Genomic DNA, 26,265 nt, shown 5'->3' with positions numbered 1-26,265 from the left:
GGGAAAACACGCTCAAAAAATTAATGATCGGCAAAAACGGCCGATAACCAAACTATCGAGCATTTTGCCAGAGCTGAGCGTCGACCGAGAGAAATGTCAGACATTCAACGCACATCGATAGGTTACATCTCGCCCCACGGCGATTTTGGCCTGCGAAATTCCCAAGCACTGAGCGGCGTCAGTCACCTGTGGCAGGATTTTTTTGCCCAGGCCCTGGCCGATCAGTCGGGCGATGTCGTACCGGAGTCTCTGAACTTTCCGCCGGTCGATCTCGACAGCCCGGTCGAACCGACCGTTGGCAGTGAGCTGCTGGCGCACATCGTTTCCCAGCGCGAATGTGATGTGATCGAAACACCCGTCCGCCCGCCAGAGCCACTGTTCCTGCCGATTGCCGAGTTTGAAATGGACCTGGCCGACAAACCTTCCCCGCCATTCCCGCCGGAAGAAATCGTCGCGCAACAGAAACAACAGGACTTCGACAGCGGCTGGGTACGCCCGATCGTGCTCACCGCCGGTCAACCGCTGCCAGAGCCTGGCCTCGCACCGCAACCGCGTCCGCTACGCTTGCCGATCGCCGAGTTCGAACTTGAGCTGCTGGACAAACCGTTCCCGCCTTTCTCGCCCGAAGAGCTGGTGGAGCAACAGAAACAACTCGATTTCGATAACGGCTGGGCACGCCCGATCGTTCTGCAGAACCTGCGCATCGCCGCATAACCCTCAGCGGCACCGCCACCACGGCCCGACATCCACATGAAAGTGGTTGCGATGAGCGGCGTTGTAGTCCGGGCTCAACACCACACTGAACATATCGCAGGCGCCGTCGCGGACCTGACGCAGAAATCGCGCGTCCTGGTTATCCTTCGGCCAATCCCTGAGCACGCTGATCGATCGGCCGTCCGCCAGCCGGAATCCGCTGATATCCAGCGCATCGGCCGTGGCATGCTGGCTGCGTCTGCCGTTTTCGCGGTTGTAGACGTTGCGACAGGCGAAGCTGCCGAGATGGTCGACCCGTTTCACCGCCTGCCCGTAGACGGCCTGAGCCGCCGGTTGCAGGGCGTGGCGCTCAAACAAGGCGAACGCTACCGCCAGGCTGCAACTGGCGAGGAAACTGCTGCTCAGCGCCGCCTCGCCACCTTGCACACGCAAGGTGTTGGTTAACGGGCAAGTCGCGTCCGGGCTGTCAGTCTGACGGGTTACCCGCAAACCTGAGCCGTTCAGGACCTGGTCGCATAACTGCGGATCATCGCGCAGACGCATCAGTTTGTAGCGGGTCAGCAGGTTCGGTTCGGCCTTCACGTCCAGCGGCGCCCACGGGTTCCATTGCGGGGGAATGGAAACCCAGCCGCGCCAGACGCTCAACCCGGCAGCGCCGACGATCAACAGCACCAGCAACAGCCCCCACCGAAACCGCATCGTCAGCCTTTGAACAATTGATTGGCCTTCTGGAACGGCATCGACCGAGAGGTAAAACCGAAGGTCCCGTGTTGCTGGATTTCCTCGGCGGCGCGGAAGAACTCGCCATACGCGGCCAAGGCCAGGGCCGAACCGACGCTGATGCGCTTGACGCCCATTTCACTCAACTGCTCGACCGTCAGCTTAAGCCCGCCGGACATCAACACATTGACCGGTTTTGGTGCCACGGCGCGAACCACCGCCAAGACCTCTTCAGCGCTGCGCAGACCTGGTGCGTAAAGCACGTCAGCTCCCGCCTCGGCGAATGCCTGCAAGCGGCGAATGGTGTCGTCGAGGTCAGGATTGCCGTGCAAAAAGTTCTCGGCACGCGCCGTCAGCACGAAGGGAAAAGGCAAACTGCGAGCCACCGCGACAGCCGCTTCGATACGCGCCACGGCATGCTCGAAGCAGTAGATCGGACCGTCCTCACGCCCCGTGGCATCTTCGATTGAACCGCCGACCGCACCGGCCTTTGCCGCACGCACAATACTTTTGGCGCAGTCGGCGGGGGCGTCGGCAAAACCGTTTTCGAGATCCACCGCTACCGGCAGATCAGTGGCCGCGACAATCGCTTCAACGTTCGCCAGGGTTTCATCGAGCGTCAGCCCACCATCGGGACGCCCCCGGGAAAAGGCGTAACCGGCACTGGTGGTCGCTAGCGCCTCGAAGCCAAGGCTGGCGAGCATTTTCGCCGAGCCGGCGTCCCAAGGGTTGGGAATGACAAAAGCGCCCTCGCGTTCGTGCAGTGCTTTGAACGCCTGGGCTCGAAGGGTTTGCGCATCCATTGGCAGGCTCCTGAAAAGGGGAACGAATCCGCTTCAGAGCAAGCCAAGTTGCTCGGCGGCGGGCTCTCTGTATAGCTCAGGCAGCGGCGCCAAGCCAGGCAAACGCAGCATCAGTTGTGCGTGAAAACGTTGGGCGAGTTTTGCCGCCAGCAGGTTATCGGCGGTGTGCAGGAAGATATAGGGCGTGCGGCCCTCTTCGATCCAGAGAGCGATTTTCTCGACCCACGGCACCAGGAATGGATCGTTGGCTTCAAGCACAGGATGGCCAATGAAACGCACCTGTGGGAATTGAGTGAACGCTGCAGGACGAGGCGGCACCCTGGGCTTTTTCGATTGGGCGTGGAGCACCGAAGGATCGGTCGAGGTGCAGCTGAACAACGCTCGCGGATCAAGGCAGATACGCTCGACACCACGGTCCAGCAACAGGCGATTGAGCATCCGCTCGGCATCGCCCTTGGCGAAGAACTCATCGTGCCGCACTTCGACCGCCAAGGGCCGGTCCACCGCATCGATAAAACCGGCCAGCTCGGACAAACGTTGCGGGGTGAAGCTTTTGGGCAATTGCAGCCAGAGGGGAGAAACCCGTTCACCCAGGGGGCTGAGCAATTGCAGGAAGGTTTCGGCGGCGGTCAATTGTTCGCGCAGGTCACCGCTATGGCTGATGTCGCCGGGGAACTTGGCGGTGAAGCGAAAGTGTTCGGGCATGGTCTCGGCCCAGCGCTGCACAGTGGCGGCAGACGGGCTCGCGTAGAAGGTCGTATTGCCTTCCACGGCGTTGAACACTTGAGCATAAAGATTGAGAAACTCGGCGGGCCTGGCGTCTTGCGGATACAAGTAATCGCGCCAGGCGTTTTCACTCCAGGACGGGCAGCCGAGGTAGTAAGGCAACATCAGATGTACAGGTCGAGACCCAGTACATCCGCATCCCAATCGACAAAAGTGGCGGTGCTCAGGTAACTGGCCAGTGCCATTGCCACGCTTTTGCTCATCGCGCGGTGATAAATCATGTCTTGTTGACGAGCGGGGAGATTGCTCAGGCGTTGTGCGGAAGCTTTGGCGGCGCGGGCGGCCAATTGCTCTTTGGTAGGGAATTCCAGTTCGCCGTCGATATCGACGGAGTCATCCTCGGACACATGGCCTTTGCGAGGCTTGCGCTTGATGGGGTAGGACTGAGAGGAAACGCCGTCTATACGCATAAGTGCATGCTCGGTATCGATGATGGCAGCTTAGTGGCACATAGCCCACTTCGCAAACTGCCGAGTGATAACTAGAACACAGAAAAGCGAAAAGGTTTAAAGCGCAGGAGAGAAAATGTCGATTGGCTGCGGTTGGAACACTTTGTGGCGAGGGAGCTTGCTCCCGCTGGGCTGCGAAGCTGCCCCCAAGCGCAGTCAGGTACACCGCGCCGTCAGGTTCTACGACTGCTCCGCAGCCGAACGGGAGCAAGCTCCCTCGCCACAGGACAACCGGGATTAACGCGCTTTCGGGGTCGCGACTTTATCGCGCAAATACACCGGCTGCGCCTCATCAGCCACGATCGCTTCACCGCGTTCCCAGGCAAAGCGCGCCAGGGTCAGCAGGTCTTCGGCGTGGGGCAGCATGCCCGCGTCCTGCCCGCTCAGGTTGACGGCAATGCGCTCGGCATACCCCCAACCGGTGCCCGCGCCGAACCACTCGCCGCTGGCATCGGCCGGCAACGCAGCGGCTTCCGGTGGCAGTACCGCTTCATTGCCCACCAGCCGCATCTCCCCCGCCGTTTCACGGTAGCAACCCCAATACACCTCATCCATGCGCGCATCGATAGCCGCCGCGACCTGGCTGACGCCGTGTTCGCGATAGGCCCGCTGGGCAAGTACGGCGAGATTGGAGATCGGCAACACCGGGCGATCCAGCGCAAACGCCAGCCCCTGCACCACGCCGATGGCGATCCGCACACCGGTGAACGCGCCCGGACCACGGCCGAACGCAATGGCATCGACCGCTTGCAGCGAGGTCCCGGCATCGGCCAGCAGTTGCTGGATCATCGGCAGCAGCTTCTGCGCATGCAGGCGCGGGATCACCTCGTAATGACTCGTGACTTTGCCGTCATGCAGCAAAGCAACGGAGCAAGCTTCAGTCGCGGTGTCCAGGGCCAGCAAGGTGCTCATCGATGTTTCCGTAAGAGAGGTCTGAAAAAGTCCGCCAGTATAAACAACTACGGCCCGCAAGCGGGCCGTAGAAGATGAAGCCGATCAGACTTTTCAGCTCAGTGCTTCAAGCACCTTGCCGGTGATCACTTCAACCGAGCCAACACCTTCGATGTGGCTGTACTTCGGCTTGCCCTGAGCAGAGGCCAGACCCTGGTAGAACTCCACCAGTGGTTTGGTCTGGGAGTGGTAGACCGACAGGCGATGACGCACGGTTTCTTCGGTGTCGTCCTTGCGCTGCACCAGCTCTTCGCCAGTGATGTCGTCTTTGCCGGCGATTTTTGGCGGATTGTAAACGGTGTGGTACACGCGGCCGCTGGCCTCGTGAACGCGACGACCGGCGATACGCTGAACGATTTCTTCGTCATCGACGGCGATTTCGACCACGTTGTCCAGTTCCACGCCCGCTTCTACCAGCGCTTCAGCTTGCGGAATGGTGCGCGGGAAACCGTCGAACAGGAAACCGTTGGCACAGTCAGGCTGCGCGATACGGTCCTTGACCAAGGCGATGATCAAATCGTCAGAGACCAGACCACCGGCATCCATGATGCCTTTGGCTTTAACACCCAGCTCGGTGCCGGCTTTTACCGCAGCACGCAGCATGTCGCCGGTGGAGATTTGCGGAATGCCGAATTTCTCGGTGATGAACTTAGCCTGAGTACCTTTACCGGCCCCGGGAGCTCCCAGCAGAATGACGCGCATTAGATGTGCTCCTCAATTTTTTATATAGATAACGTCAGATTCGCCTCTTGGGGCCAATCTCAAAAATAGGATCGCGACCGCCCAAACGGCCAAAGGCTGATCAAGATACACAGCGGGCCCTGCCCACACAAGCCGCCGAAAGTCGGAGAAACCCGCCCCTTACGAGACCCTGCGAAGGGGTAACCCAAGTCGCAACCCCATCATTAACTGTCGCGTGACAGACCTTTTCGAGCGCTCGCCAACAGGCACTCGACGCTCGCGCCGGGTGCCTGTTCCCCACGACGAAAACCTTAGCCGGTATTTCGCAAACCGGCGGCAATCCCCGCCACAGACACCAGTAACGCCTGTTCTACCGGGCTGCCTTGGGCCACATCCTGTTGCCGCGAACGTGCCAACAGTTCGGCTTGCAATAGATGCAGCGGGTCGAGGTAAGTGTTGCGCAGACGGATGAATTCAAGGGTGGCTGGGCTATGTGCCAGTAGCTGCGACTGACCGGTCAACCCCAGGACCACTGCACAGGCCTGCGACAATAGGTCGCGTAAATGCGCACCCAAAGGGAGCAGATCCGGCTCGACCAGACGCTCATCGTAAGACTGGGCGATGTCGGCGTCGGCCTTGGCCAGCACCATTTCCAGCATATCGATGCGGGTACGGAAGAATGGCCACTGCTCGCGCATCTGCCCCAGCAACTCACCCTCGCCGCGCTCCAGCGCCTTGCTCAATGCCGCTTCCCAGCCAAGCCAGGCCGGCAACATCAGGCGCGTCTGGGTCCAGCCGAAGATCCATGGAATGGCGCGCAGGCTTTCGATGCCGCCAGCGCGGCGCTTGGCCGGACGGCTGCCCAACGGCAAACGCCCCAACTCCTGCTCCGGGGTGGACTGGCGGAAATACTCGACGAACTGCGGATTTTCCCGCACCACGGCGCGGTAAGCCTTGACACCATCGGCGGCCAATTCGTCCATCAAATGGCGCCAGGCAGGCTCAGGGGGTGGTGGCGGCAACAAGGTCGCCTCCAGCACCGCCGCCAGGTACAGATTGAGGTTTTGCTCGGCGATGTCCGGCAGGCCAAATTTGAAACGAATCATTTCCCCCTGCTCGGTGGTGCGGAAACGCCCCGCCACCGACCCCGGCGGCTGCGACAGAATCGCCGCGTGCGCCGGGCCACCACCACGGCCCACGGTGCCCCCGCGACCGTGGAACAACAGCAGCTCCACTTGCTGTTCGCGACAGATGTCGACCAAACGCTCCTGCGCCCGATACTGCGCCCAGGCTGCCGCTGTAGTGCCGGCGTCCTTGGCCGAGTCGGAATAACCGATCATCACTTCCTGCGGCCCTTGCAGGCGCGAGCGATAGCCCGGCAGCAGCAACAGTTTTTCGATCACCGGGCCGGCGTTATCGAGGTCGGCGAGGGTTTCGAACAGCGGTACCACGCGCATCGGCCGCAATACGCCGGATTCTTTGAGCAGCAATTGCACGGCCAGCACGTCGGAAGCGGCACCGGCCATGGAAATCACATACGAGCCGAGGGAGGCCCCCGGTGCCGCGGCGATTTCCCGGCACGTCGCCAGCACTTCGGCGGTGTCGGCAGACGGCTTGAAGTACGCCGGCAGCAATGGCCGACGATTGTTCAGTTCGCGCATCAGGAAGGCAATGCGCTCCTCTTCGCTCCAGTCCTCATAACGGCCCAGGCCGAGGTAATCGGTGATTTCGGTCATGGCCGCCGTGTGGCGCGACGAGTCCTGCCGCACATCAAGGCGCACCAGAAACAGCCCGAATGTCACCGCACGGCGCAGGCAATCGAGCAACGGGCCATCGGCGATGACGCCCATGCCGCATTCATGCAGCGAGTGGTAGCACAGCTCCAGCGGGTCCAGCAGGTCGCGGTTGTTTTGCAACACATCGGCCGACGCTGGCGTGTTTGCCGTCAGGGATGCGTGGGCCCAATTACGGGTCGCGCGCAGACGTTCACGCAATTGTTTGAGCACTGCGCGGTAAGGCTCGGCGCTGTCGCCGGCCTTGGCTTTCAACTCGTCACTGGCCTGCTGCATCGACAACTCGGCGGCGAGGTGATCAACATCGCGCAGGTACAAATCGGCGGCCATCCAGCGCGCCAGCAGCAACACTTCGCGGGTTACGGCGGCGGTGACGTTGGGGTTGCCGTCGCGGTCGCCGCCCATCCATGAGGCAAAGCGAATCGGTGCGGCTTCCAATGGCAGGTGCAGGCCGGTGGCGGCATGCAGGGCCTGATCGGCCTTGCGCAAATAGTTGGGAATCGCCTGCCACAGCGAATGCTCGATCACCGCGAAGCCCCACTTGGCTTCGTCCACCGGTGTCGGGCGGGTACGGCGGATTTCTTCGGTGTGCCAGGCCTCGGCGATCAGGCGCTGCAACTTCGTTTTGATCTGCTCGCGCTCGGCGGTAGTCAGGTCGCGATGGTCTTGTGCGGCCAGTTGCGCGGCGATCGCGTCGTACTTCTGAATCAGCGTGCGACGCGCCACTTCGGTGGGGTGCGCCGTCAATACCAGCTCGATTTCCAGCCGGCCCAATTGCCGGGCCAGGGACTCGGGGTCATGGCCCGCGGTCAGCAGGCGAGCGAGCAATTCCGGTAACACCCGGGCTTCGAACGGCGCAGGCTGCGATTCTTCGCGGCGGTGAATCAGCTGATATTGCTCGGCGATATTGGCCAGGTTGAGGAACTGGTTGAACGCTCGCGCCACCGGCAGCAACTCGTCTTCGCTCAACTGGTTGAGGCTGGCGCTAAGCTCAGCGTCCATCGAACCGCGACGGTCGGCCTTGGCGCCTTTGCGGATCTGCTCGATCTTGTCGAGAAAGTCGTCCCCGTACTGTTCACGAATGGTGTTGCCCAACAGCTCACCCAACAGGTGAACGTCCTCGCGCAAGCGTGCATCAATATCGGTCATCAGCAGTTCTCCAGCGAAAATCCGGGCGGCTATGCTTTGATAGTAAAGACGTTGAAATAGAAGCTCTGTTAAAGAGAGTGCCGTCCTAAAGCGCTTCTTACAAGCAGACGACGCCAAGGACTTCAAACACCGGGCATTGCAGCTAATCTCAACCATAAGCCGTACAACGGCGTATCACCGGCCACCGCCGGACACTCACCCGGCCTGCCACGAGCAGGTGCGCAATGAGGTCATCATGAAAATCCGCGAGCTCGCCAAGCATTGGGAAGAAAACGCCAAGGGTCGTCTGACCGACTCTGGCTACGCGATTCATCTGGACGTGGAAGCCGCCGCACGGCTGGCGGCGATTATCGACATGTACCCCAAGCGGCACCCCGAAGAACTGCTCGGCGAGTTGATCGGCGCCGCCCTGGAAGAACTCGAAGCGAGTTTTCCGTACGTGAAAGGGTCAACGGTGGTGTCCACCGATGAAGAAGGCGATCCGCTGTACGAAGACGTCGGCCCGACACCGCGCTTTCTCGCCTTGTCCCGGCGTCATTTGCATGATTTGTCGGGCGATAACGACAAGCAGAAACACTGATTCCTGTGGGAGCGAACCTGCTCGCGATAGCGGTTTAACAGTCAACTTGATGTTGGATGATATGGCCCCATCGCGAGCAGGCTCGCTCCCACAATTTGATCGCATTCTTCCTGCTGAACGGTGAACTTGCGGGTCACTTAAAGCCCTGTGAATACCCCTGTGCCGCCCGAAAGTTCCCGATTTAGAGCCTTGTCCGCTCGATCAAGTTTTTTCGGGCGATAGGCCATCTTCTCTGAACTTTTGAAAAACACTTTGGGTCAACCCAATAACCACGCCTGGGACGGCCGATTCAAAATGCTCTGGAAATTGAAGGTTGCGGCTCCTTGCCCAGGATGGATTCAGATGTTTTTCAGGAGTTATCCAATGGAGTTGAAGACCATGAAGACCAGCACTGCACCCTCCTCGTTTCCCCCTCTGCGCGGTCTCAAACTGGCGGCCCTGGCCATCGGCAGCAGCTTGGTTCTGGCCGGTTGCGCCGGTAACCCGCCGAGCGAGCAATACGCCGTGACCCAATCGGCTGTGAACAGCGCTGTCAGCGCCGGTGGTACCGAATTCGCCGCCGTGGAAATGAAAGCCGCTCAGGACAAGCTCAAACAAGCCGAAATCGCCATGCACGACAAAAAGTATGACGAAGCCAGAATGCTGGCCGAGCAAGCCGAGTGGGACGCCCGCGTCGCCGAGCGCAAGGCCCAGGCGATGAAAGCCGAACAAGCTGTGAAGGATTCCCAGAAAGGTGTTCAGGAACTGCGTCAGGAAAGTCAGCGCACCGTGCAGTAAGCGCCCATCCCGATTTTCACACCTGAAACGCTTCTCGATAGAAAGGACGAACTATTATGCGCAAACAATTGATGATCCCCGCCCTCCTGGCCGCAAGTGTTGCACTGGCTGCCTGCTCCACACCGCCCAACGCGAACCTGGAGCAAGCCCGCACCAACTACACCGGCCTGCAAGCCAACCCGCAAGCCAGCAAAGTCGCAGCGCTGGAAACCAAAGACGCCAGCGAATACCTGGACAAGGCCGACAAGGCTTACCTGGATAGGGAAGACCAGGCCAAGGTCGACCAACTGGCTTACCTGACCAATCAGCGCGTTGAAGTGGCCAAGCAGACCATCGCCCTGCGCACCGCTGAAAACAACCTGAAAAATGCCGCGGCACAACGGGCCCAGGCTCGTCTGGATGCCCGCGACCAGCAGATCAAACAGCTGCAGGACAGTCTGAACGCCAAACAGACCGATCGCGGTACGCTAGTGACGTTTGGTGATGTGCTGTTCGCCACCAACAAGGCTGACCTGAAGTCCAACGGTTTGGTAAATATCAACAAACTGGCGCAGTTCCTTCAGGAAAACCCGGACCGCAAAGTGATTGTCGAGGGTTACACCGACAGCACTGGCTCGGCGTCGTACAACCAGTCGCTGTCCGAGCGTCGTGCGACCTCGGTGCAAGTGGCCCTGATCAAGATGGGCGTAGATCCAGCGCGCATCGTGGCCCAGGGTTATGGCAAAGAATACCCGGTTGCGGAGAACTCCAGCGTCTCGGGCCGTGCGATGAACCGTCGGGTGGAAGTGACCATTTCCAATGACAACCAGCCTGTCGTACCGCGTTCGGCGATCAGCGCCAAGTAAGCTCCCCACGCTGAAACTTAAAAGCCCCGCCTGAATTGATCAGGCGGGGCTTTCGTTTTCAAGATCAAAAGATCGCAGCCTTCGGCAGCTCCTACAGAGTTTGCATAGGCTGCGATGTCGCGGGTGTACTCGGTCAATGTAGGAGCTGCCGAAGGCTGCGATCTTTTCGGGCGCGCTACGGTTGCAGTTTTTGCGGCGTTTCCTCGCCCATGCAGCGCACGGCTTTTTTCTTGTTGTTGATCAGCACGCCGGTCAGGCCTTTCTGTTCCGTGTCGAACAGCACCAGCACGCCATCGATGCACTGGGCCACTTGCGGGGCCGGTTCCAGGGAGACCTTGTAGTCTTCGCCCGGCACGGTCTTGAGCATGGTGAAGTCGCTGAGCAGTAGCGCATCTTCGGGTTTGGCGAAGTGCAGGTAGCCGTACCACCACAGGGCGCCAACGGTGCCGAGGATGCTGCAAATACCGGTGATGATCAGCGGGATGGCGTTACGTTCTTCACTCATTGCGGACTCTCTGGTGGTTCATCTTCAGAATTCGGGGGCGCCGGGTAATTCGGGATTTCACCCAGGCGGCGCAAGCCGTTGAAATGCTGCGGGTCTTCGAGGTAGCGCAGCATGACCTTTTGCCAGACCGGGTCGGCGAAGGTTTGCACATGACCACCCCGGGTCAGTTGCAGCACTCGCGGCGGCGGCGCAGCTTGATACAGTCGGATGCCGTTGGAAAGGGGCACCAATTGATCATCAATACTGTGATAGATCAGTTTTGGTACCCCGTTGAGCTGTTTCATGGAATGGATCGCGCTGTCGCCGTCCGGCACCAACCAGGACAACGGCACCTGGAACGGCCAGGTCATCCACGACGTACTCAAGGCGAAACGCCCGACATCACGGTAACTGGCAGGCACGCCATCGAGCACGAAAGCCTTGAGTTGCCGCTGACGCTCGGGATGTTGGGCCAGGAAATGCACGGCCATCGAACCGCCAAGGCTCTGACCGAGAAGGATCAGCGGCTTACCCTTGACCTCCGGGGCCTGGTCGAGCCATTTGAAAGCGGCATCGATGTCCTGATAAATCGCCGGCAACGCCGGTTTACCTTCGGACCAACCGTACCCACGATAGTCCACCAGCAACACTTGATAGCCCTGCTCCGGCAACCACCAGCTCCCCCCCAAATGCCACGCCAGGTTGCCGCCGTTGCCGTGCAGATGCAGCACCGTGCCTTTGACCTCGACACCTTTTTTCGCCGGCAGCCACCAGCCATGCAGCTTGAGGCCGTCAGCGGTGACCAAGGTGACATCGCGAAATTCGAGTTTGGCTTTTGCCGGGGTGAACGGCTGGCCGGGCTCGGGATAGAACAGCAGAGAGTCGCAACCGCCGAGGGCCAGGAGCAGGCAAAAGATGCCGAGGATTCTCATCCGGTGAAGCCTCGCGAAAAATGGGGGATTGGAATACACACCCCTTGTGGGAGCGAGCCTGCTCGCGATGGCGGTGTGTCAGACAACATCGATGTTGAATGTTAAGCCGCTATCGCGAGCAGGCTCGCTCCCACAGGGGATTTCATCATCATTAGAGGATATTGGAATAATCCGCTTCGATCCGGTCCAGGCTCAGGTGGTTGAGGAAGTTGGAGAAGCACATCCAGGCCGATAGCGCGTTCATGTCGCGGAATTGGTCGGGCAGGTACTTGGGCGGCACCACCAGGCCTTCGTCCACCAACTGGCGCAAGGTCCGCATGTCTTCCAGCGTGGTCTTGCCGCAAAACAATAGCGGTATCTGCTCCAATTTGCCTTTACGCACGGCCAACTGAATGTAGTTGTAAACCATGATAAAGCCCTTGAGGTAGGACAAGTCTTTGGTAAATGGCAGACCAGTCGGCACCGAGCCGCGGAAAACCCGACTAGCGTTGCCGTAGCTTTCGGCCATTTCGAAACCTTGCTCACAGAAGAATTCGTAAATCTGCAAGAAGTCCGCGCCCTCCTCCACCATATGAATGGCACGGGTGCGGTTGGTCAGTTTGCGCAGGCGGCTCGGGTAGGAGGCGAAGGTGATGATTTCCATCAGGATCGCCAGGCCTTCCTGGGTCACGGTGGACGACGGCGGGCCTTTGGACAGGAAGGTGCAGATCGGCTGATTCAGGCCGTTGAGCGTGGTGCCCACATGCACCAGCCCTTCGTGGACTTCCAGCGCACGCACGTCGCGGTCGTTGAACATCGCGTCGGCGCGGATCTTGATGTAGTCGGCGCCGGCCGCCGCATCGGCGACGATCCCGTCGGACTCGAACACCCGAATGGTTTCTTCGTTCTCGCCAAACACCCGGTTCAGCCGGTGTTGCAGCAGGTCGACGGCTTCCTTGGCGGTGAGAAGTTTCGGTTCGTCCTTGAGGTCGCCACGGCCATCGATGTTGTTCAGGTAATCGGAGAGCATCAGGCCCAGATCGGCCAGGGTCGGGTCGCCGGCGTGAAACGCATCGGACGCCGCGCCATACAACTCCTGGGAAATCAGCCCGAAATCTTCGGTGCCGCGCGCTTCAAGCATGCGCACCACCATCCGGTATTCCTTGCACATGCGGCGCATGATCTGGCCGACCGGGTTGAACTGGCCGAGCTGGCGAGTGATGTCCCGTTCGATGTTCTGGAATTCCAGCTTCACTTTGCTGGAATCAAATGCCAGCGGTCGATTGAGGTAGTAGTCGCGGTCCACGGCCGGCATTTCCTTGCCCTTGCCTTTGAAGAATCCCTTGCGAATGCTGTCGTCCCACTTGACCGCATCCAGAACGCGAATCGGCGTCTGCGCCAGCACTATGCGATCGGACAAAATGCGTATCGTCTGCTGGTATTCGTCCACCCGAAACTCCTGTAGTAAAACCGTTACGTGCTGGGTTTATTTGGTTTTGGCCAGGCGCTGGTAGCGCACCGCTTCGACGAAAACATCGGAATTGGCCGGATCATCGAGGTAGGCAAACACCTGATCCAGGCTGTTGTTGATCAACACCCCGTCGCCGTCATCGGTCCGGAAGCCTTGGCCACTGAGGGCTTCTTGGCCCATCGCCTGTTTGATCTGTTCAAGGTCGAGGTTGTAGACCACCAGTTCGTGCTTATCGTTGAGCTCGAAACCGGTGATGGTGAAGTTTCCACCGAATTGCGCCGGCACCTTCGCCGACAGGTACCAGCGATTGCCATGGCGCGACACGGTGAAGGGATAGGCTTCACGCTCATGGGGCTTGGCCTTGAAGTAGCTGACCGCCTGATAGCGATTGTCGCCGATGCGCGTCAGTTCCAGGTTCATCGGCTCGCCCCAGGCATTGGTGCTGGTCCACTTGCCGAGCAATCCTTTGGGCGCGGGCTCGCTGGCGGGCAGCGGCTCCTTGAAGGTCACCAGACAGCCACTGAGCAGCAGGATCGACAAGGCGATCACAACGACGCGCCAGGCTTTCATTCAACACTCCCTATGAACACAACACCAACCTCAAGTGAACGCCGGCCCCTGTGGGAGCGAGCCTGCTCGCGATGGCGGTGTGTCAGGCAACAGAGATGTTGAATGTCAGACCGTCATCGCGAGCAGGCTCGCTCCCACAGGGGTTAGCCTCCACTCAGGGGTTACACCGACGCCAGCACCAAATGCATGTAGCGGTTGAGGATACCGAGCATTTCCTCTTCGGCCACAGGCTCGGCGTCGTTGAGCAGGCCCTGATATTCCATCCGTCCGATAATCGCCGTCAACACTTTGGCATCCTGTTGTGGCTCACGGGAACCCAATACTTCGAAAAGCTGGCAGGTGCCCTGCAGGAGAATTTGCTGATGGGAGCGTACCAACAACGCCAGACGCGGGTTGAGCAAGGCTTCCTGGCGGAAGGCTTGCTCGGCCATCAAGTGCTCGCGGCGATTGATCAATTGCCGATGAACATAGTCAGCCATCAGCCGGGCGATATCGTCCGCCAGCTGTGAGCGGGACTCGGCGGTGCCATCGCCGCTGACAACCATCTCGCGCAACAGGCCTTCGTTGCTGGCCCATAACCGGGCCATGAACGCCGCGCTGCGTTCCACGTATTGGGCGAAGGTATCGGTGAGCAGGTCATCGATGTCTTTGAAATAGTAGGTCGTGGCCGACAGCGGCACACCCGCTTCAGCGGCCACCGCACGGTGCCGCACGGCCCGCACGCCATCGCGCACAACAATGCGCATCGCTGCGTCGAGAATGTCCTGTCGACGCTGTTCGCTGCCCTGTCGGCTGGCCTTGCGGCCCTGGTACTGAACACTTTCAGCGACCGCAGTGGCGATATCCGCTGCACCTTCTTGAGCCATTGCACGATTCACGACAGGTATTCCTCTCTAAACGTCAAAAGTAACCAATTGATACGTTTGTACCAGACAGGCAATAAAAAGCCGCCTGTTATAGGCGGCTTTTTAATTGAAACACTTACGCTTGTGGCCGCATGTGCGGGAACAGGATCACGTCGCGGATGGACGGTGAGTTGGTCAGCAACATCACCAGACGGTCGATGCCGATCCCTTCACCGGCCGTTGGCGGCATGCCGTACTCCAGCGCGCGAACGAAGTCGGCGTCGTAGTGCATGGCTTCGTCGTCGCCGGCGTCCTTGTCGGCCACCTGCGCCATGAAACGCTCGGCCTGGTCTTCGGCGTCGTTCAACTCGGAGTAGGCGTTGGCGATTTCACGGCCACCGATGAACAGTTCGAAACGGTCGGTGACGTTCGGGTTCTCATCGTTACGACGGGCCAGCGGCGACACTTCGAACGGGTACTGGGTGATGAAGTGCGGCTGTTCCAGCTTGTGCTCGACCAGCTCTTCGAAAATCATCACCTGCAATTTGCCCAGACCTTCGAAGCCCAGCACCTTGGCGCCGGCCTTCTTGGCGATGGCGCGGGCCTTGTCGATGTCATTCAGGTCGTCAGCGGTCAGCTCAGGGTTGTACTTGAGGATCGAGTCGAACACCGACAGACGCACGAACGGCTCGCCGAAGTGGAACACCTTGTCGCCGTAAGGCACGTCGGTGCTGCCCAGAACCAGCTGAGCCAGTTCGCGGAACAGCTCTTCGGTCAGGTCCATGTTGTCTTCGTAGTCGGCGTAAGCCTGGTAGAACTCCAACATGGTGAATTCAGGGTTGTGACGCGTCGAAACGCCTTCGTTACGGAAGTTGCGGTTGATTTCGAAGACTTTCTCGAAACCACCGACGACCAAGCGCTTGAGGTACAGCTCAGGCGCGATACGCAGGAACATTTCCATGTCCAGCGCGTTGTGGTGAGTCTCGAACGGCTTGGCCGCCGCGCCGCCTGGAATGGTTTGCAGCATCGGCGTTTCCACTTCCAGGAAGTCACGCTTCATCAGGAAGCTGCGAATGTGCGCAATCACTTGCGAACGAACACGGAAAGTCTGGCGCACCTCTTCGTTGACGATCAGGTCAACGTAACGCTGACGGTAGCGCTGTTCGGTGTCGGTCAGGCCGTGATGCTTGTCCGGCAGCGGACGCAGGGATTTGGTCAGCAGGCGCACGCTGGTCATTTCGACGTACAGGTCGCCCTTGCCGGAACGCGCCAGGGTGCCTTCGGCGGCAATGATGTCGCCCATGTCCCAGGTTTTCACCGCGGCCAGGGTGTCTTCGGACAGGGTTTTACGGTTGACGTAAACCTGAATCCGCCCGGTCATGTCCTGAATCACCATGAACGAGCCACGGTTGAGCATGATGCGACCCGCCACCTTGACCGGGATTGCAGCCTCTGCCAGTTCTTCCTTGGTCTTGTCCGCGTACTGTTTCTGCAAATCTTCGCAGTAATTGTCGCGGCGGAAGTCGTTGGGGAAGGCATTGCCCTTGGCGCGCTCGGCAGCAAGCTTTTCCTTGCGCAGGGCGATCAGGGAGTTTTCTTCCTGTTGCAGGGCTTGCGGGTCGAGTTGTAGGTCGCTCATGTCTTTAAATATTCCATCACAGGTTCGTTGCCCCCGGCATTCGCCGGGGTTCGCGGGCAAGTCGGGTCGCCGCATCGCTCGCTCCTACAAGGGGTGTATTGCCCCCTGTAGCGCGTGCCTTTACAGCCCTTGTTTCAAGCTGGCCACTAGGTATTCGTCGATGTCGCCGTCGAGCACCTTGTCGCAGTCGCTGCGTTCGATGTTGGTACGCAGATCCTTGATCCGCGAGGCATCGAGCACGTACGAACGGATCTGGTGACCCCAGCCGATATCCGACTTGGTGTCTTCCAGAGCCTGGGAAGCGGCGTTGCGCTTCTGCACTTCCTGCTCATACAAACGCGCCCGCAACATTTTCATCGCGGTGTCTTTGTTCGCATGCTGGGAACGTTCGTTCTGGCAGCTGACCACGGTGTTGGTCGGTACGTGGGTAATCCGTACGGCCGAGTCGGTGGTGTTAACGTGCTGACCACCGGCACCGGAGGAGCGGTAGGTGTCGATGCGCAGGTCCGACGGGTTGATGTCGATTTCGATGTTGTCATCGATTTCCGGCGACACGAACACGGCCGAGAACGAGGTGTGACGACGGTTGCCGGAGTCGAACGGGCTCTTGCGCACCAGACGGTGCACGCCGATTTCGGTTCGCAGCCAGCCAAAGGCGTATTCGCCCTTGATGTGCACGGTAGCGCCTTTGATACCGGCGACTTCACCGGCCGACAGTTCCATGATGGTGGCATCGAAACCGCGTTTATCCGCCCAGCGCAGGTACATGCGCAGCAGGATGTTGGCCCAGTCCTGGGCCTCGGTACCGCCGGAGCCGGCCTGAATGTCCAGGTAGGCGTTGTTGGCGTCCATCTCACCGCTGAACATGCGACGGAATTCGAGTTTTTCCAGGGATTCGCGCAGGCGTTCGACTTCGGCAGCGACGTCATCGACGGCGGCCTGGTCTTCTTCTTCGGCGGACATCAGCAGCAGGTCTTTGGCATCGGCCAGACCACTGTGCATTTCGTCGAGGGTTTCGACGATCTGAGCCAGCAGCGACCGCTCGCGGCCCAGCTCCTGAGCGTACGACGGGTTGTTCCAGACACTCGGATCTTCAAGCTCGCGATTGACTTCAGTCAGACGCTCATGCTTTTGATCGTAGTCAAAGATACCCCCGAATAGTTTCGGAGCGCTCGGACAGGTCCTTGATACTGTTAAGGATCGGGTTGATTTCCATGGCGGGCAGCACTCGTTGGCGAACTTTTGAAAGCCGGCGAGTATAACGTAATCAAGCTGTCAAGGCAGCCCGCCTGGCGGCTTTAGCGGCGAATGGTTTTGGGCTGAACACCGTGCAGACGTTGCGCTGCGAACCGTAGGAGCTGCCGAAGGCTGCGATCTTTTGATCTTCGCCTTTAAAGCAACATCAAAAGATCGCAGCCTGCGGCAGCTCCTACGGGGCGTCGTGTTCAACGCTTTACTCGATCCCCACCTGATTACGCCCATTGTTCTTCGCCAGGTACAGCCCCTTGTCTGCCGCCGAGATCAATTGCCGGCAATCGCTGCCCGGCTGCGGAATCATGGTCGACAGGCCGATGCTGATGGTCAGGCTTGAACCCCCGGTCGGGAAAATGTGCGGGATCTTCAACCCGGCCACGGTCTGGCGCAGTTTTTCCGCCACCATTCGCGCACCGCCCGGCGAGGTGTTGGGCAGGACCAGCACGAACTCTTCGCCGCCGTAACGGGCCGGCAAGTCCGAAGGTCTGGAGCTGGCGTCGCGAATCGCCGTAGCCACTTTGCGCAGGGCTTCATCGCCTTCGAGGTGGCCAAAGCTGTCGTTGAAGGACTTGAAGTAGTCGACATCGATCATCAGTAGCGACAATTGAGTCTGGTCCCGCAGCGAACGCCGCCACTCCAGCTCCAGGTATTCGTCGAAATGCCGGCGGTTCGACAGCCCGGTCAGGCCGTCGGAGTTCATCAGGCGTTGCAGCACCAGGTTGGTGTCGAGCAATTGCTGCTGGCTGACCCGCAGCGCGCGGTACGCCGCATCACGTTGCAGCAGGGTCATGTAGGAGCGCGAGTGATAGCGGATACGCGCCACCAGTTCGATGTTGTCCGGCAGTTTGACCAGGTAATCGTTAGCGCCGGCAGCAAACGCCGCGCTCTTGATCAGCGGGTCTTCCTTGGTCGACAGGACAATGATCGGAATGTCCTTGGTCGCCGGATGATTACGGTATTCGCGCACCAGGCTCAGGCCGTCGAGGCCGGGCATGACCAGGTCCTGAAGGATTACGGTCGGCTTGATGCGAATCGCCTGGGCGATGGCCTGGTGCGGGTCGGCACAGAAATGGAAGTCGATGTTTTCTTCGTTCGACAAACCACGCCGCACTGCCTCGCCGATCATCGCCTGATCGTCCACCAACAACACCATGGCGGCGTTTTCATCGGTTTTGAAGTCGTCGAGCTGTAATTCATTCATGTGCGGTCACCTGAGTACTGCCTTGGCCACGATTGCTGCTAATGATAGTCATTTTGAAAAGATCTCCAGCAATCGTGGCGCTATCTTGTCCAGTGGGCGAACTTCCACAGCCGCGTCGATGGCCGCGGCCGCCTTCGGCATGCCATACACCGCACTGCTTTGTTGATCCTGAGCGATGGTCAGGTAGCCCTGTTGGCGCATGAGTTTAAGCCCCTGCGCGCCGTCACGCCCCATACCGGTCAGCAGAACACCCACAGCGTCACCGCTCCAGTAACTGGCCACACTTTCGAAAAACACATCGATCGACGGCCGATAGATCTCGTTGACCGGTTCGGCGGTGTAGGCGAGTGTGCCGTTTTTCAGCAATCGAATGTGATGGTTGGTGCCGGCCAGCAGGACCACGCCGCTTTGCGGCCGTTCGCCTTCCAGGGCCAGGCGCACATCCAGGCCACTGGCGCTGGCAAGCCATTCGGCCATGCCGGCGGCGAACACCTGATCCACATGTTGGACCAACACGATGGCCGCCGAGAAATCTCGTGGCAGGCCCTTGAGCAGCACTTCCAGCGCCGCCGGCCCGCCAGCGGATGAACCGATGGCCACCAAATGCTGGCGCGAAGACGAGTGGCGGTGCTGGCTCGGTGCCGATCGCACCCGATTGCTGTGGTCACCAATCAGCCAGCCAATGTTCATGATTTTGCGCAGCAGCGGTGCGGCGGCTTCCTGAGGATTGTCGCCGCCGATAGCCGGGGTATCGACCACATCCAGCGCGCCATAGCCCATGGCTTCGAACACCCGGTGCACGTTCTGCTCGCGGTCGACAGTGACAATGACAATCGCGCACGGGGTTTCGGCCATGATCCGCCGGGTCGCTTCCACACCGTCCATCAACGGCATGATCAAATCCATCAGGATCAGATCCGGGGTGTATTCAGTGCACCGTTGCACCGCCTCGGCCCCATTGCCGGCGACCCAGACCACCTCGTGCGCCGGTTCGAACGCCAAAGCGCGGCGCAAAGCCTCTACCGCCATGGGCATGTCGTTGACGATAGCGATTTTCATGCCCGCGCGCCTCCAATGAGCTCAACCACTGCATCCAGCAAAGCGTCATCATGAAAACTCGCTTTGGCTAGATAATAGTCGGCTCCGGCGTCCAGTCCACGGCGACGGTCTTCTTCACGGTCCTTGTAGGACACCACCATCACCGGCAGGGATTGCAGACGGTTGTCGCGGCGTACCAAAGACACCAGCTCGATGCCATCCATGCGCGGCATGTCGATGTCGGTGATCAACAGATCGAAGTCCTCTGAGCGCAGGGCGTTCCAGCCATCCATGCCGTCCACCGCCACCGCCACGTCATAGCCGCGATTGAGCAGCAGCTTGCGCTGCAACTCACGAACCGTCAGCGAGTCGTCCACCACCAGAATCCGTTTACGCGCCGCTTCGACGGCCTGATTGGCATGCCGGGCAATGCGCTCCAGACGCCCGGTATTGAGCAGTTTGTCCACCGAACGCAGCATGTCTTCGACGTCGACGATCAGCACCACCGAGCCGTCGTCGAGCAAGGCCCCGGCGGAAATATCCTGCACCTTGCCCAAGCGCTCATCCAGCGGCAGCACCACCAGCGTTCGCTCGCCGACGAAGCGCTCGACTGCCACCCCGTAGATTGACTCGCGCTCGCGGATGACCACGACTTTGAGGGTTTGCGCGTTGTTCTGGCTCGCCGGGCGATGCAACAGCTGACTGGCGGCAACCAGCCCGACATGCCGGCCTTCGTACCAGAAGTGCTGCCGGCCTTCGACCTGCACGATATCTTCCGGCGCCAGATCGCACATGCGCTCGATGTGCGCCAGCGGGAAGGCATACGCCTCATCACCGACTTCCACCACCAGGCTGCGCACCACCGACAGGGTCAGCGGCACTTCCAGATGAAAGCGACTGCCCTCGCCCGCTGTCTGCTCCAGCACCACGGCACCGCGCAATTGGCGAACCATGTGCTGAACCGCATCCAGCCCGACGCCGCGCCCGGAGACTTCAGTGACGGAGTCGCGCAGGCTGAAACCCGGCAGAAACAGGAACGTCAGCAGCTCTTCTTCGCTCAACTGGGCGGCGGTTTCGGCTGGGGATAACTGCCGCTCGACGATGTTGCGCCGAAGCTTTTCCAGGTCGACGCCGTTGCCGTCATCGCTCAATTCCAACACCAGCAGACCGGCCTGATGGGATGCTCGCAAACGGATCACGCCTTCTTCCGGTTTGCCGGCCAATAGCCGTTGTTCCCGGGTTTCGATGCCGTGATCCACCGCATTACGCAGCAGGTGCGTCAGCGGCGCTTCGAGCTTTTCCAGAACGTCGCGATCGACTTGAGTCTTGTCGCCCTCAATCTCCAGCCGCACCTGTTTTCCAAGGTCGCGGCCGAGATCACGGACCATGCGCACTTGCCCGCTCAGCACGTCGGCGAATGGCCGCATGCGACAGGCCAGCGCCGTGTCGTACAACACCTGCGCACGCTGGCTGGCGTGCCAGGCGAACTCGTCCAGCTCGGCGTTTTTTTCCACCAGCAATTGCTGAGACTCGGCCAACAATCGGCGGGCATCGCCCAAGGCTTCCTGGGCTTCGAGACTCAAGGCATGGTCCTTGAGATGGACGTTGAGGTTTTCCAGCGCCCGCAGGCCGTTGCTCTGCATACGTCTGAGGCGCTGCATGGTGGCCAGGTGCGGCTTGAGCCGCTGGGTTTCCACCAGGGATTTACTCGACAGGTCGAGCAGGCTGTTCAAGCGCTCGGCCGTGACGCGCAATACGCGTTCGCCACTTTCGGTGGTGCGTTTCGTGGGCGCTGGCTCGGCGGGCGCTGCCGGGGAGGCTTCGGCGGTTGCCGGCATGGGCGGCTCAACCTTGGACGTCGGCGGTTCCATCTGAAGCTCTGCCATCGGCGGCGCGATGGGGGCAGTGGCCGCCATGTGATCAAGCAGCCGTCCCATCAAGACGACGTAAGCGTCGATATCCGCAGGCGCCGGAGCGTTGCCCGGCGTCGCAATCCGCATCAGCAGATCGGTGCCTTGCAACAGTGCATCAATGTGTTCGGGCCGCAGGTACAGGCGCCCTTCCTGGGCGCTGACCAGGTAATCTTCCATCACATGGGCAACGCTGACCCCGGCATCGACACCGACAATCCGTGCCGCGCCCTTGAGCGAGTGGGCGGCGCGCATGCACGACTCAAGGTAATCGGCCTGGGTCGGATCGCGCTCAAGCGCCAAAAGACCTGCGCTCAGCACCAGGGTCTGGGCCTCGGCTTCGAGGCTGAACAGTTCCAGCAAAGAGGCGTCACGCATTTGCTCGGGGGTCATGTGAGGCTCCGGGTCACGGCGGACAGCAGCTGTTCTTCATCCAGCCAACGCAGGCTGCGACCTTTGAATTGCAAGACGCCACGGGTGTATCTGGCGCTGGCCTGGGTGCCGGATTGGGACGCCGCCTCGAGAATGCGCTCGTCGATGGCGTGAATCCCGTCCACCTCATCCACCGGTACCACCACCGGTCCGCCGTGGGCGGCGATGATCAGCATCCGCGGCATCACCCGCGCGCCGGACGCCACGCCACTGGTGGCATCGAGCCCCAGCAACTCCACCAGCGACAGGCATGCCACCAAGGCACCGCGCACATTCGCCACGCCGAGCAACGCCCCGGAGCGCTGGTGCGGCAAGGAATGAATCGCTTGCAGCGGCGCCACTTCGACCAGGCTGCGGGTGGCCAGGCCCAACCATTCTTCGCCGAGGCGAAACATCAGCAGCGAGCGGGTTTGCACATCGCTCCCGGCCACGGTGGAGACTTGCTCGCGGTCGTCCTGCTGCAAGGCATAGCGGTCGAGCAAGCGGGTGGCGGCGGCCGAATATACCGCGCAGTTGCGACAATGAATGTGCTCGCTCAGCAGCGGGCAGGACTTGTCGCCGTGGATACCGATGCGGTTCCAGCAGTCGTCGATGGCCTGGGCATCTTCATGGGTGACGCTCAAGGTGTCGGCGGCGTTCATCGTTTACGCTCACTGTCTGCGGCGCGCTCGCTGCGGGCGGCGCGGGCCTGTAATCGTCGGGCTCCCGCCGTGTCGCCCTGGGACTGGAGCAAGGCGGCCAGGTGCATCAGCGCGTCGGGGTGTTGCGGCTCGAGGTACAACGCCTTGCGATAAAAGCCCTGGGCCTCGAGAGCGCTGCCGGCGACATCGCTGAGCAGCCCCAGCCAATAGAACACCTGCGCCACCGGCTCGTGACTGCGCAAAAAACTGTCGCACGCGGCTCGGGCCTCCGCGCTTTTGCCTTCATTGGCCAGCGCGGCAATGTTCGCCAGCAGCGTAGCGGCGTCTGAAGAGGTGGCCGAAGGGGTGGCGGCGACCTGAGGCATCGGCACGACCGTTGCGAAAGGCCGACTGCGCACTGGCGGCGGTGTCACGCTGCGCACCGGTTGTTGAGCCGGCAGCGGCGTCGGCACGAAGGTCGCGAGCGGCTCTTGCGCACTTTGACGACTGAAGGCAAACGACTGCGCAATGCCGATCGAGCGCATGCCGAAACGCCCCAACAGACTGCCCTCCGCCGGGCCGATAAACAGCACGCCGTCGACATGGGTCAGGCGCTTGAGCACTTCGAACACTTGCTGCTGGGTCGGCTGATCGAAATAGATCAGCAAATTGCGGCAGAACACGAAGTCATAAGGTGGCTCACTGGCCAGCAAGGCCGGATCCAGCAGATTGCCAACCTGCAAACGCACCTGCTCAATCACGCGCCCACTGAGGCGATAGTTGTCGTTTTCAGCCGTGAAATGCCGCTCGCGGAAGTCGATGTCCTGGCCACGAAACGAATTCTTGCCGTACAGCGCGAGCCTGGCCTTTTCCACCGACAGCGGACTGACATCCATGCCGTCGACCTTGAACTGGTGCGGCGCCAGCCCGGCATCGAGCAACGCCATGGCGATGGAGTACGGTTCTTCGCCGGTGGAACACGGCAGACTGAGAATCCGCAGGGCGCGCATGTTATTGATCGCCGCCAGACGTTTGGCCGCCAGTTTCGCCAGCGTGGCGAAGGATTCCGGGTAACGGAAAAACCAGGTCTCGGGGACGATTACCGCTTCGATCAGCGCCTGTTGTTCGTCGCGCGAGCCCAGCAGAGTGTGCCAATACTCATCGGCCGTCAGCGCCCGAGCCGCCGTGCAGCGCTGGCGCACCGCGCGTTCGATGATCGCCGGGCCGACCGAGCCCACATCGAGGCCAATACGTTCTTTGAGGAAATCGAAAAACCGTTGATCGCTGCTCATCCCTGCTCCTCAAACTGCGCCAGGTCCAGCGGCGGCGAGGGAAACAACAAGGCGCGGACCTGTTCGTCCAGCAAATCGGCAACCCGCACCCATTGCAGTAAACCCTGGGCATCTTCGCGCACCGGCCCCAGGTATGGCGCCTGGCGATTGTCCAGGCCATAAGGCTGAAAGTCCGCCGGGTTGCAGCGCAACGTGTCGGTGGCCTGCTCCAGAATCAGCCCGAGCAATTGCGCAGGCGTCGCCTCATCCGGGCGATAATGCACCAGCACCAGCCGCGTACTGTTGCGAGCCTGGGCCGGTTGGCCGAACGTCAGGGCGCTGAGGTCGATCACCGGCACCACCGCGCCGCGACAGGCGAATACCCCCGCCACCCAGGCCGGTGCCTGGGGAATCGGTTTCAACGGCAGCTGCGGCAGCACTTCGGCCACCTCGATGGCCTGCAAGGCGTAGCGCTCGTTGCCGATGCGGAACACCAGAAACAACGACTGTTTCACCGGCATTACCGCGCCGCGCTTGACCGCGAGTTCGCTCATCAGACTTTGAATCGCGAAACGCCGCCACGCAGCCCCACGGCCACCTGGCTCAGCTCATCGATGGCGAAACTGGCCTGACGCAGGGACTCGACGGTCTGGCTGCTGGCATCGCCCAACTGCACCAACGCGTGGTTGATCTGCTCGGCGCCGGTGGCCTGGGCCTGCATGCCCTCGTTGACCATCAACACCCGTGGTGCCAGCGCTTGAACCTGATGGATGATCTGCGACAGCTGCTCGCCCACCGACTGCACCTCGGACATGCCACGGCGCACTTCTTCAGAAAACTTGTCCATGCCCATGACCCCGGCCGACACCGCCGACTGAATCTCGCGCACCATCTGCTCGATGTCGTAGGTGGCCACCGCAGTCTGGTCTGCCAGGCGCCGTACTTCGGTAGCGACCACGGAAAACCCGCGACCATATTCACCGGCCTTCTCGGCTTCGATCGCGGCATTCAGGGACAACAGGTTGGTCTGGTCGGCGACTTTGACGATAGTCACCACCACCTGATTGATGTTGCCGGCCTTCTCGTTAAGGATCGCCAGTTTGGCGTTGACCAGATCGGCCGCGCCCATCACCGAGTGCATGGTGTCTTCCATGCGCGCCAGGCCTTGTTGACCGGAACCTGCCAGCACCGATGCCTGATCGGCGGCGGTGGAAACTTCGGTCATGGTGCGTACCAGATCCCGCGAAGTGGCGGCAATTTCCCGCGATGTCGCGCCGATTTCGGTGGTGGTGGCAGCGGTTTCGGTGGCCGTAGCCTGTTGCTGCTTGGATGTCGCAGCGATTTCCGTGACCGACGTGGTGACCTGCACCGAGGAGCGCTGCGCTTGGGACACCAGCGAAGTGAGCTCGGTCATCATGTCGTTGAAGCCGGTTTCCACCGCGCCGAATTCGTCCTTGCGATCAAGGTTCAAACGGCTGCTGAGATCGCCGCTGCGCATGACTTCGAGGATATCCACGATGCGATTCATTGGTGCCATGATCGCGCGCATCAGCAGAAGGCCACACAAGCCAGCGACGATGATCGCCACCAGCAAAGAGACGCCCATACTGATTTTGGCGGCGGTCACCGCTTCGCCGATGGCCAGCGTGGCTCTGTCAGACAGGTCGTGATTCACTTCGATAAGGGTGTTCAACTGCTTGCGCCCATTGACCCAGGCCGGCGTGAGCTTCTGCTCCAGGGCAAGACGCGCTGGCTCGTACTCTTTGCGCTGATAGAGGTCGAGGACGTTGACCAGCTCTTGATTGAAGAGCTGATGACGCGCTTCGAATTCATCGAATGCGGCCTGATCCTGGGGGGTGAAAATAGTCTTGCGGAAATTGACCATCTGCTCGCTCAAGCGCTCTTCGAAGCTCTTGTACATGGCGTGGTCGGCGGGTGATATTTCGCGACGTCCAGAAAGACCGACAATTTGCTGGGTCAGGTTATAACTGTCGACCCACGCACCGCGCATCATCGAACTGAAATACACACCAGGAACCGCATCGAGGCGGACCCTTTCTGCGCTGGCGTCGATCTTCATCAGCCGAGAAAAGGACACCACAACCATCAACAACATGATCGCGATAATCACCGCAAAGCTCGCCAAAATGCGTTGGCGCAACGTCCAGTTCTTCACAGTCAGTCCTCGGTGCGGTTCGAATTGCGGGGGAGTATAGCCGAGGGTCTGTGGGAACGGGCTTGATCACGAAGAACGAAAACGCGGTACTCCTGACGAACCTTTGTGGCGAGGGGGCTCGCCCCCGTTCGGCTGCGCAGCAGTCGCAAACCCGGCCAATGAGTACGCAAAAAGATCGCAGCCTTCGGCAGCTCC

The 26,265-nt window shown here is 60.5% G+C and carries 25 protein-coding genes; 4 read left to right on the top strand and 21 right to left on the bottom strand.

Annotation, left to right across the window (positions count from 1 at the left end):
* Positions 1 to 93: 93 nt before the first annotated feature.
* Positions 94 to 714 carry an energy transducer TonB gene (locus tag ACZ89R_RS23655; protein WP_429544414.1) on the top strand — a complete coding sequence of 207 codons (621 nt, stop codon included), beginning with the start codon at positions 94 to 96 and terminating at the stop codon, positions 712 to 714.
* Between the two features lie 3 nt (positions 715 to 717).
* Here the strand turns inward: ACZ89R_RS23655 and ACZ89R_RS23650 are convergent, their stop codons facing one another.
* The 7 genes from ACZ89R_RS23650 to ppc form a co-directional block, all read right to left on the bottom strand.
* A complete protein-coding gene (locus ACZ89R_RS23650; protein WP_429544415.1) occupies positions 718 to 1,413 on the bottom strand; it encodes an extensin-like domain-containing protein in 696 nt (231 codons plus the stop codon).
* 2 nt (positions 1,414 to 1,415) lie between these two features.
* Positions 1,416 to 2,237, bottom strand: a complete 822-nt coding sequence (locus ACZ89R_RS23645) for an isocitrate lyase/PEP mutase family protein (protein WP_429544416.1) — start codon at positions 2,235 to 2,237, stop codon at positions 1,416 to 1,418.
* Positions 2,238 to 2,270: 33 nt separating this feature from the next.
* Positions 2,271 to 3,131 carry a DUF72 domain-containing protein gene (locus ACZ89R_RS23640; protein WP_429547816.1) on the bottom strand — a complete coding sequence of 287 codons (861 nt, stop codon included), beginning with the start codon at positions 3,129 to 3,131 and terminating at the stop codon, positions 2,271 to 2,273.
* Positions 3,128 to 3,433: a hypothetical protein gene (locus ACZ89R_RS23635; protein WP_429544417.1), complete on the bottom strand. Its 306-nt coding sequence runs from the start codon at positions 3,431 to 3,433 to the stop codon at positions 3,128 to 3,130. The genes ACZ89R_RS23640 and ACZ89R_RS23635 overlap by 4 nt, the downstream gene beginning before the upstream one ends.
* Before the next feature lie 276 nt (positions 3,434 to 3,709).
* A complete protein-coding gene (gene tsaB, locus ACZ89R_RS23630) occupies positions 3,710 to 4,384 on the bottom strand; it encodes a tRNA (adenosine(37)-N6)-threonylcarbamoyltransferase complex dimerization subunit type 1 TsaB (RefSeq protein WP_429544418.1) in 675 nt (224 codons plus the stop codon).
* A 93-nt stretch (positions 4,385 to 4,477) separates the two neighbouring features.
* Positions 4,478 to 5,125: an adenylate kinase gene (gene adk / locus ACZ89R_RS23625; protein WP_123498116.1), complete on the bottom strand. Its 648-nt coding sequence runs from the start codon at positions 5,123 to 5,125 to the stop codon at positions 4,478 to 4,480.
* A gap of 290 nt (positions 5,126 to 5,415) precedes the next feature.
* On the bottom strand, positions 5,416 to 8,046 hold the full coding sequence (gene ppc, locus ACZ89R_RS23620; protein WP_063342620.1) for a phosphoenolpyruvate carboxylase: 2,631 nt from the start codon (positions 8,044 to 8,046) through the stop codon (positions 5,416 to 5,418).
* A 235-nt stretch (positions 8,047 to 8,281) separates the two neighbouring features.
* On the opposite strand from ppc, the gene ACZ89R_RS23615 reads away from it, so the two are divergent.
* The 3 genes from ACZ89R_RS23615 to lptF all read left to right on the top strand — a co-directional run bounded on the left by ACZ89R_RS23615 (position 8,282) and on the right by lptF (position 10,248).
* Positions 8,282 to 8,626 carry a pilin assembly protein gene (locus ACZ89R_RS23615; protein ID WP_429544419.1) on the top strand — a complete coding sequence of 115 codons (345 nt, stop codon included), beginning with the start codon at positions 8,282 to 8,284 and terminating at the stop codon, positions 8,624 to 8,626.
* Positions 8,627 to 8,989: 363 nt separating this feature from the next.
* Positions 8,990 to 9,403 carry a DUF4398 domain-containing protein gene (locus ACZ89R_RS23610; protein ID WP_429544420.1) on the top strand — a complete coding sequence of 138 codons (414 nt, stop codon included), beginning with the start codon at positions 8,990 to 8,992 and terminating at the stop codon, positions 9,401 to 9,403.
* Positions 9,404 to 9,459: 56 nt separating this feature from the next.
* Positions 9,460 to 10,248, top strand: a complete 789-nt coding sequence (gene lptF, locus ACZ89R_RS23605) for a lipotoxin F family OmpA-related lipoprotein LptF (protein ID WP_429544421.1) — start codon at positions 9,460 to 9,462, stop codon at positions 10,246 to 10,248.
* 175 nt (positions 10,249 to 10,423) lie between these two features.
* On the opposite strand, the gene ACZ89R_RS23600 is transcribed toward lptF, so the two are convergent.
* The 14 genes from ACZ89R_RS23600 to ACZ89R_RS23535 form a co-directional block, all read right to left on the bottom strand.
* Positions 10,424 to 10,753: a PA3694 family proteiin gene (locus ACZ89R_RS23600; protein WP_429544422.1), complete on the bottom strand. Its 330-nt coding sequence runs from the start codon at positions 10,751 to 10,753 to the stop codon at positions 10,424 to 10,426.
* Complete coding sequence (locus ACZ89R_RS23595) at positions 10,750 to 11,664, bottom strand: alpha/beta hydrolase (protein ID WP_427625692.1); 915 nt, start codon at positions 11,662 to 11,664, stop codon at positions 10,750 to 10,752. Before ACZ89R_RS23595 ends, ACZ89R_RS23600 begins: the two co-directional genes overlap by 4 nt.
* Positions 11,665 to 11,815: 151 nt before the next feature.
* Positions 11,816 to 13,093: a flavohemoglobin expression-modulating QEGLA motif protein gene (locus ACZ89R_RS23590; protein WP_429544423.1), complete on the bottom strand. Its 1,278-nt coding sequence runs from the start codon at positions 13,091 to 13,093 to the stop codon at positions 11,816 to 11,818.
* 36 nt (positions 13,094 to 13,129) lie between these two features.
* Positions 13,130 to 13,684, bottom strand: a complete 555-nt coding sequence (locus ACZ89R_RS23585) for a hypothetical protein (protein WP_123498103.1) — start codon at positions 13,682 to 13,684, stop codon at positions 13,130 to 13,132.
* Between the two features lie 161 nt (positions 13,685 to 13,845).
* The gene (locus tag ACZ89R_RS23580; RefSeq protein WP_223486543.1) at positions 13,846 to 14,562 is read right to left on the bottom strand and encodes a TetR/AcrR family transcriptional regulator; all 717 of its coding nucleotides are present in this window, start codon (positions 14,560 to 14,562) and stop codon (positions 13,846 to 13,848) included.
* A 103-nt stretch (positions 14,563 to 14,665) separates the two neighbouring features.
* Entirely contained in the window at positions 14,666 to 16,168 is a 1,503-nt protein-coding gene (gene lysS, locus ACZ89R_RS23575) for a lysine--tRNA ligase (RefSeq protein WP_123498098.1), read from the bottom strand.
* A 120-nt stretch (positions 16,169 to 16,288) separates the two neighbouring features.
* Positions 16,289 to 17,384, bottom strand: a protein-coding gene (prfB, locus tag ACZ89R_RS23570; RefSeq protein WP_095920368.1) for a peptide chain release factor 2 whose coding sequence is annotated in 2 segments (ribosomal slippage) — positions 16,289 to 17,311 and positions 17,313 to 17,384 — 1,095 coding nt in all. Because the reading frame shifts where the segments join, the coding sequence is not laid out codon by codon here.
* A gap of 237 nt (positions 17,385 to 17,621) precedes the next feature.
* Complete coding sequence (locus ACZ89R_RS23565; RefSeq protein ID WP_429544424.1) at positions 17,622 to 18,623, bottom strand: diguanylate cyclase domain-containing protein; 1,002 nt, start codon at positions 18,621 to 18,623, stop codon at positions 17,622 to 17,624.
* Between the two features lie 48 nt (positions 18,624 to 18,671).
* Positions 18,672 to 19,682 carry a chemotaxis response regulator protein-glutamate methylesterase gene (gene cheB, locus ACZ89R_RS23560; RefSeq protein ID WP_429544425.1) on the bottom strand — a complete coding sequence of 337 codons (1,011 nt, stop codon included), beginning with the start codon at positions 19,680 to 19,682 and terminating at the stop codon, positions 18,672 to 18,674.
* Complete coding sequence (locus ACZ89R_RS23555; protein WP_429544426.1) at positions 19,679 to 21,964, bottom strand: hybrid sensor histidine kinase/response regulator; 2,286 nt, start codon at positions 21,962 to 21,964, stop codon at positions 19,679 to 19,681. The genes cheB and ACZ89R_RS23555 overlap by 4 nt, the downstream gene beginning before the upstream one ends.
* Positions 21,961 to 22,644 (bottom strand): chemotaxis protein CheW, encoded by a 684-nt coding sequence (locus tag ACZ89R_RS23550; protein ID WP_429544427.1) that lies wholly within the window; start codon positions 22,642 to 22,644, stop codon positions 21,961 to 21,963. Before ACZ89R_RS23550 ends, ACZ89R_RS23555 begins: the two co-directional genes overlap by 4 nt.
* Complete coding sequence (locus tag ACZ89R_RS23545; protein ID WP_429544428.1) at positions 22,641 to 23,915, bottom strand: CheR family methyltransferase; 1,275 nt, start codon at positions 23,913 to 23,915, stop codon at positions 22,641 to 22,643. The genes ACZ89R_RS23550 and ACZ89R_RS23545 overlap by 4 nt, the downstream gene beginning before the upstream one ends.
* A complete protein-coding gene (locus tag ACZ89R_RS23540; protein ID WP_429544429.1) occupies positions 23,912 to 24,448 on the bottom strand; it encodes a chemotaxis protein CheW in 537 nt (178 codons plus the stop codon). The genes ACZ89R_RS23545 and ACZ89R_RS23540 overlap by 4 nt, the downstream gene beginning before the upstream one ends.
* Positions 24,448 to 26,070, bottom strand: a complete 1,623-nt coding sequence (locus ACZ89R_RS23535; protein ID WP_429544430.1) for a methyl-accepting chemotaxis protein — start codon at positions 26,068 to 26,070, stop codon at positions 24,448 to 24,450. Before ACZ89R_RS23535 ends, ACZ89R_RS23540 begins: the two co-directional genes overlap by 1 nt.
* Between the last annotated feature and the right edge of the window lie 195 nt (positions 26,071 to 26,265).

The sequence above is a fragment of the Pseudomonas sp. TE3728 genome, from assembly GCF_056279145.1.
The sequence above is the reverse complement of the archived record's forward strand: the minus strand, read 5'-3'. Positions and strand labels throughout refer to the sequence as shown.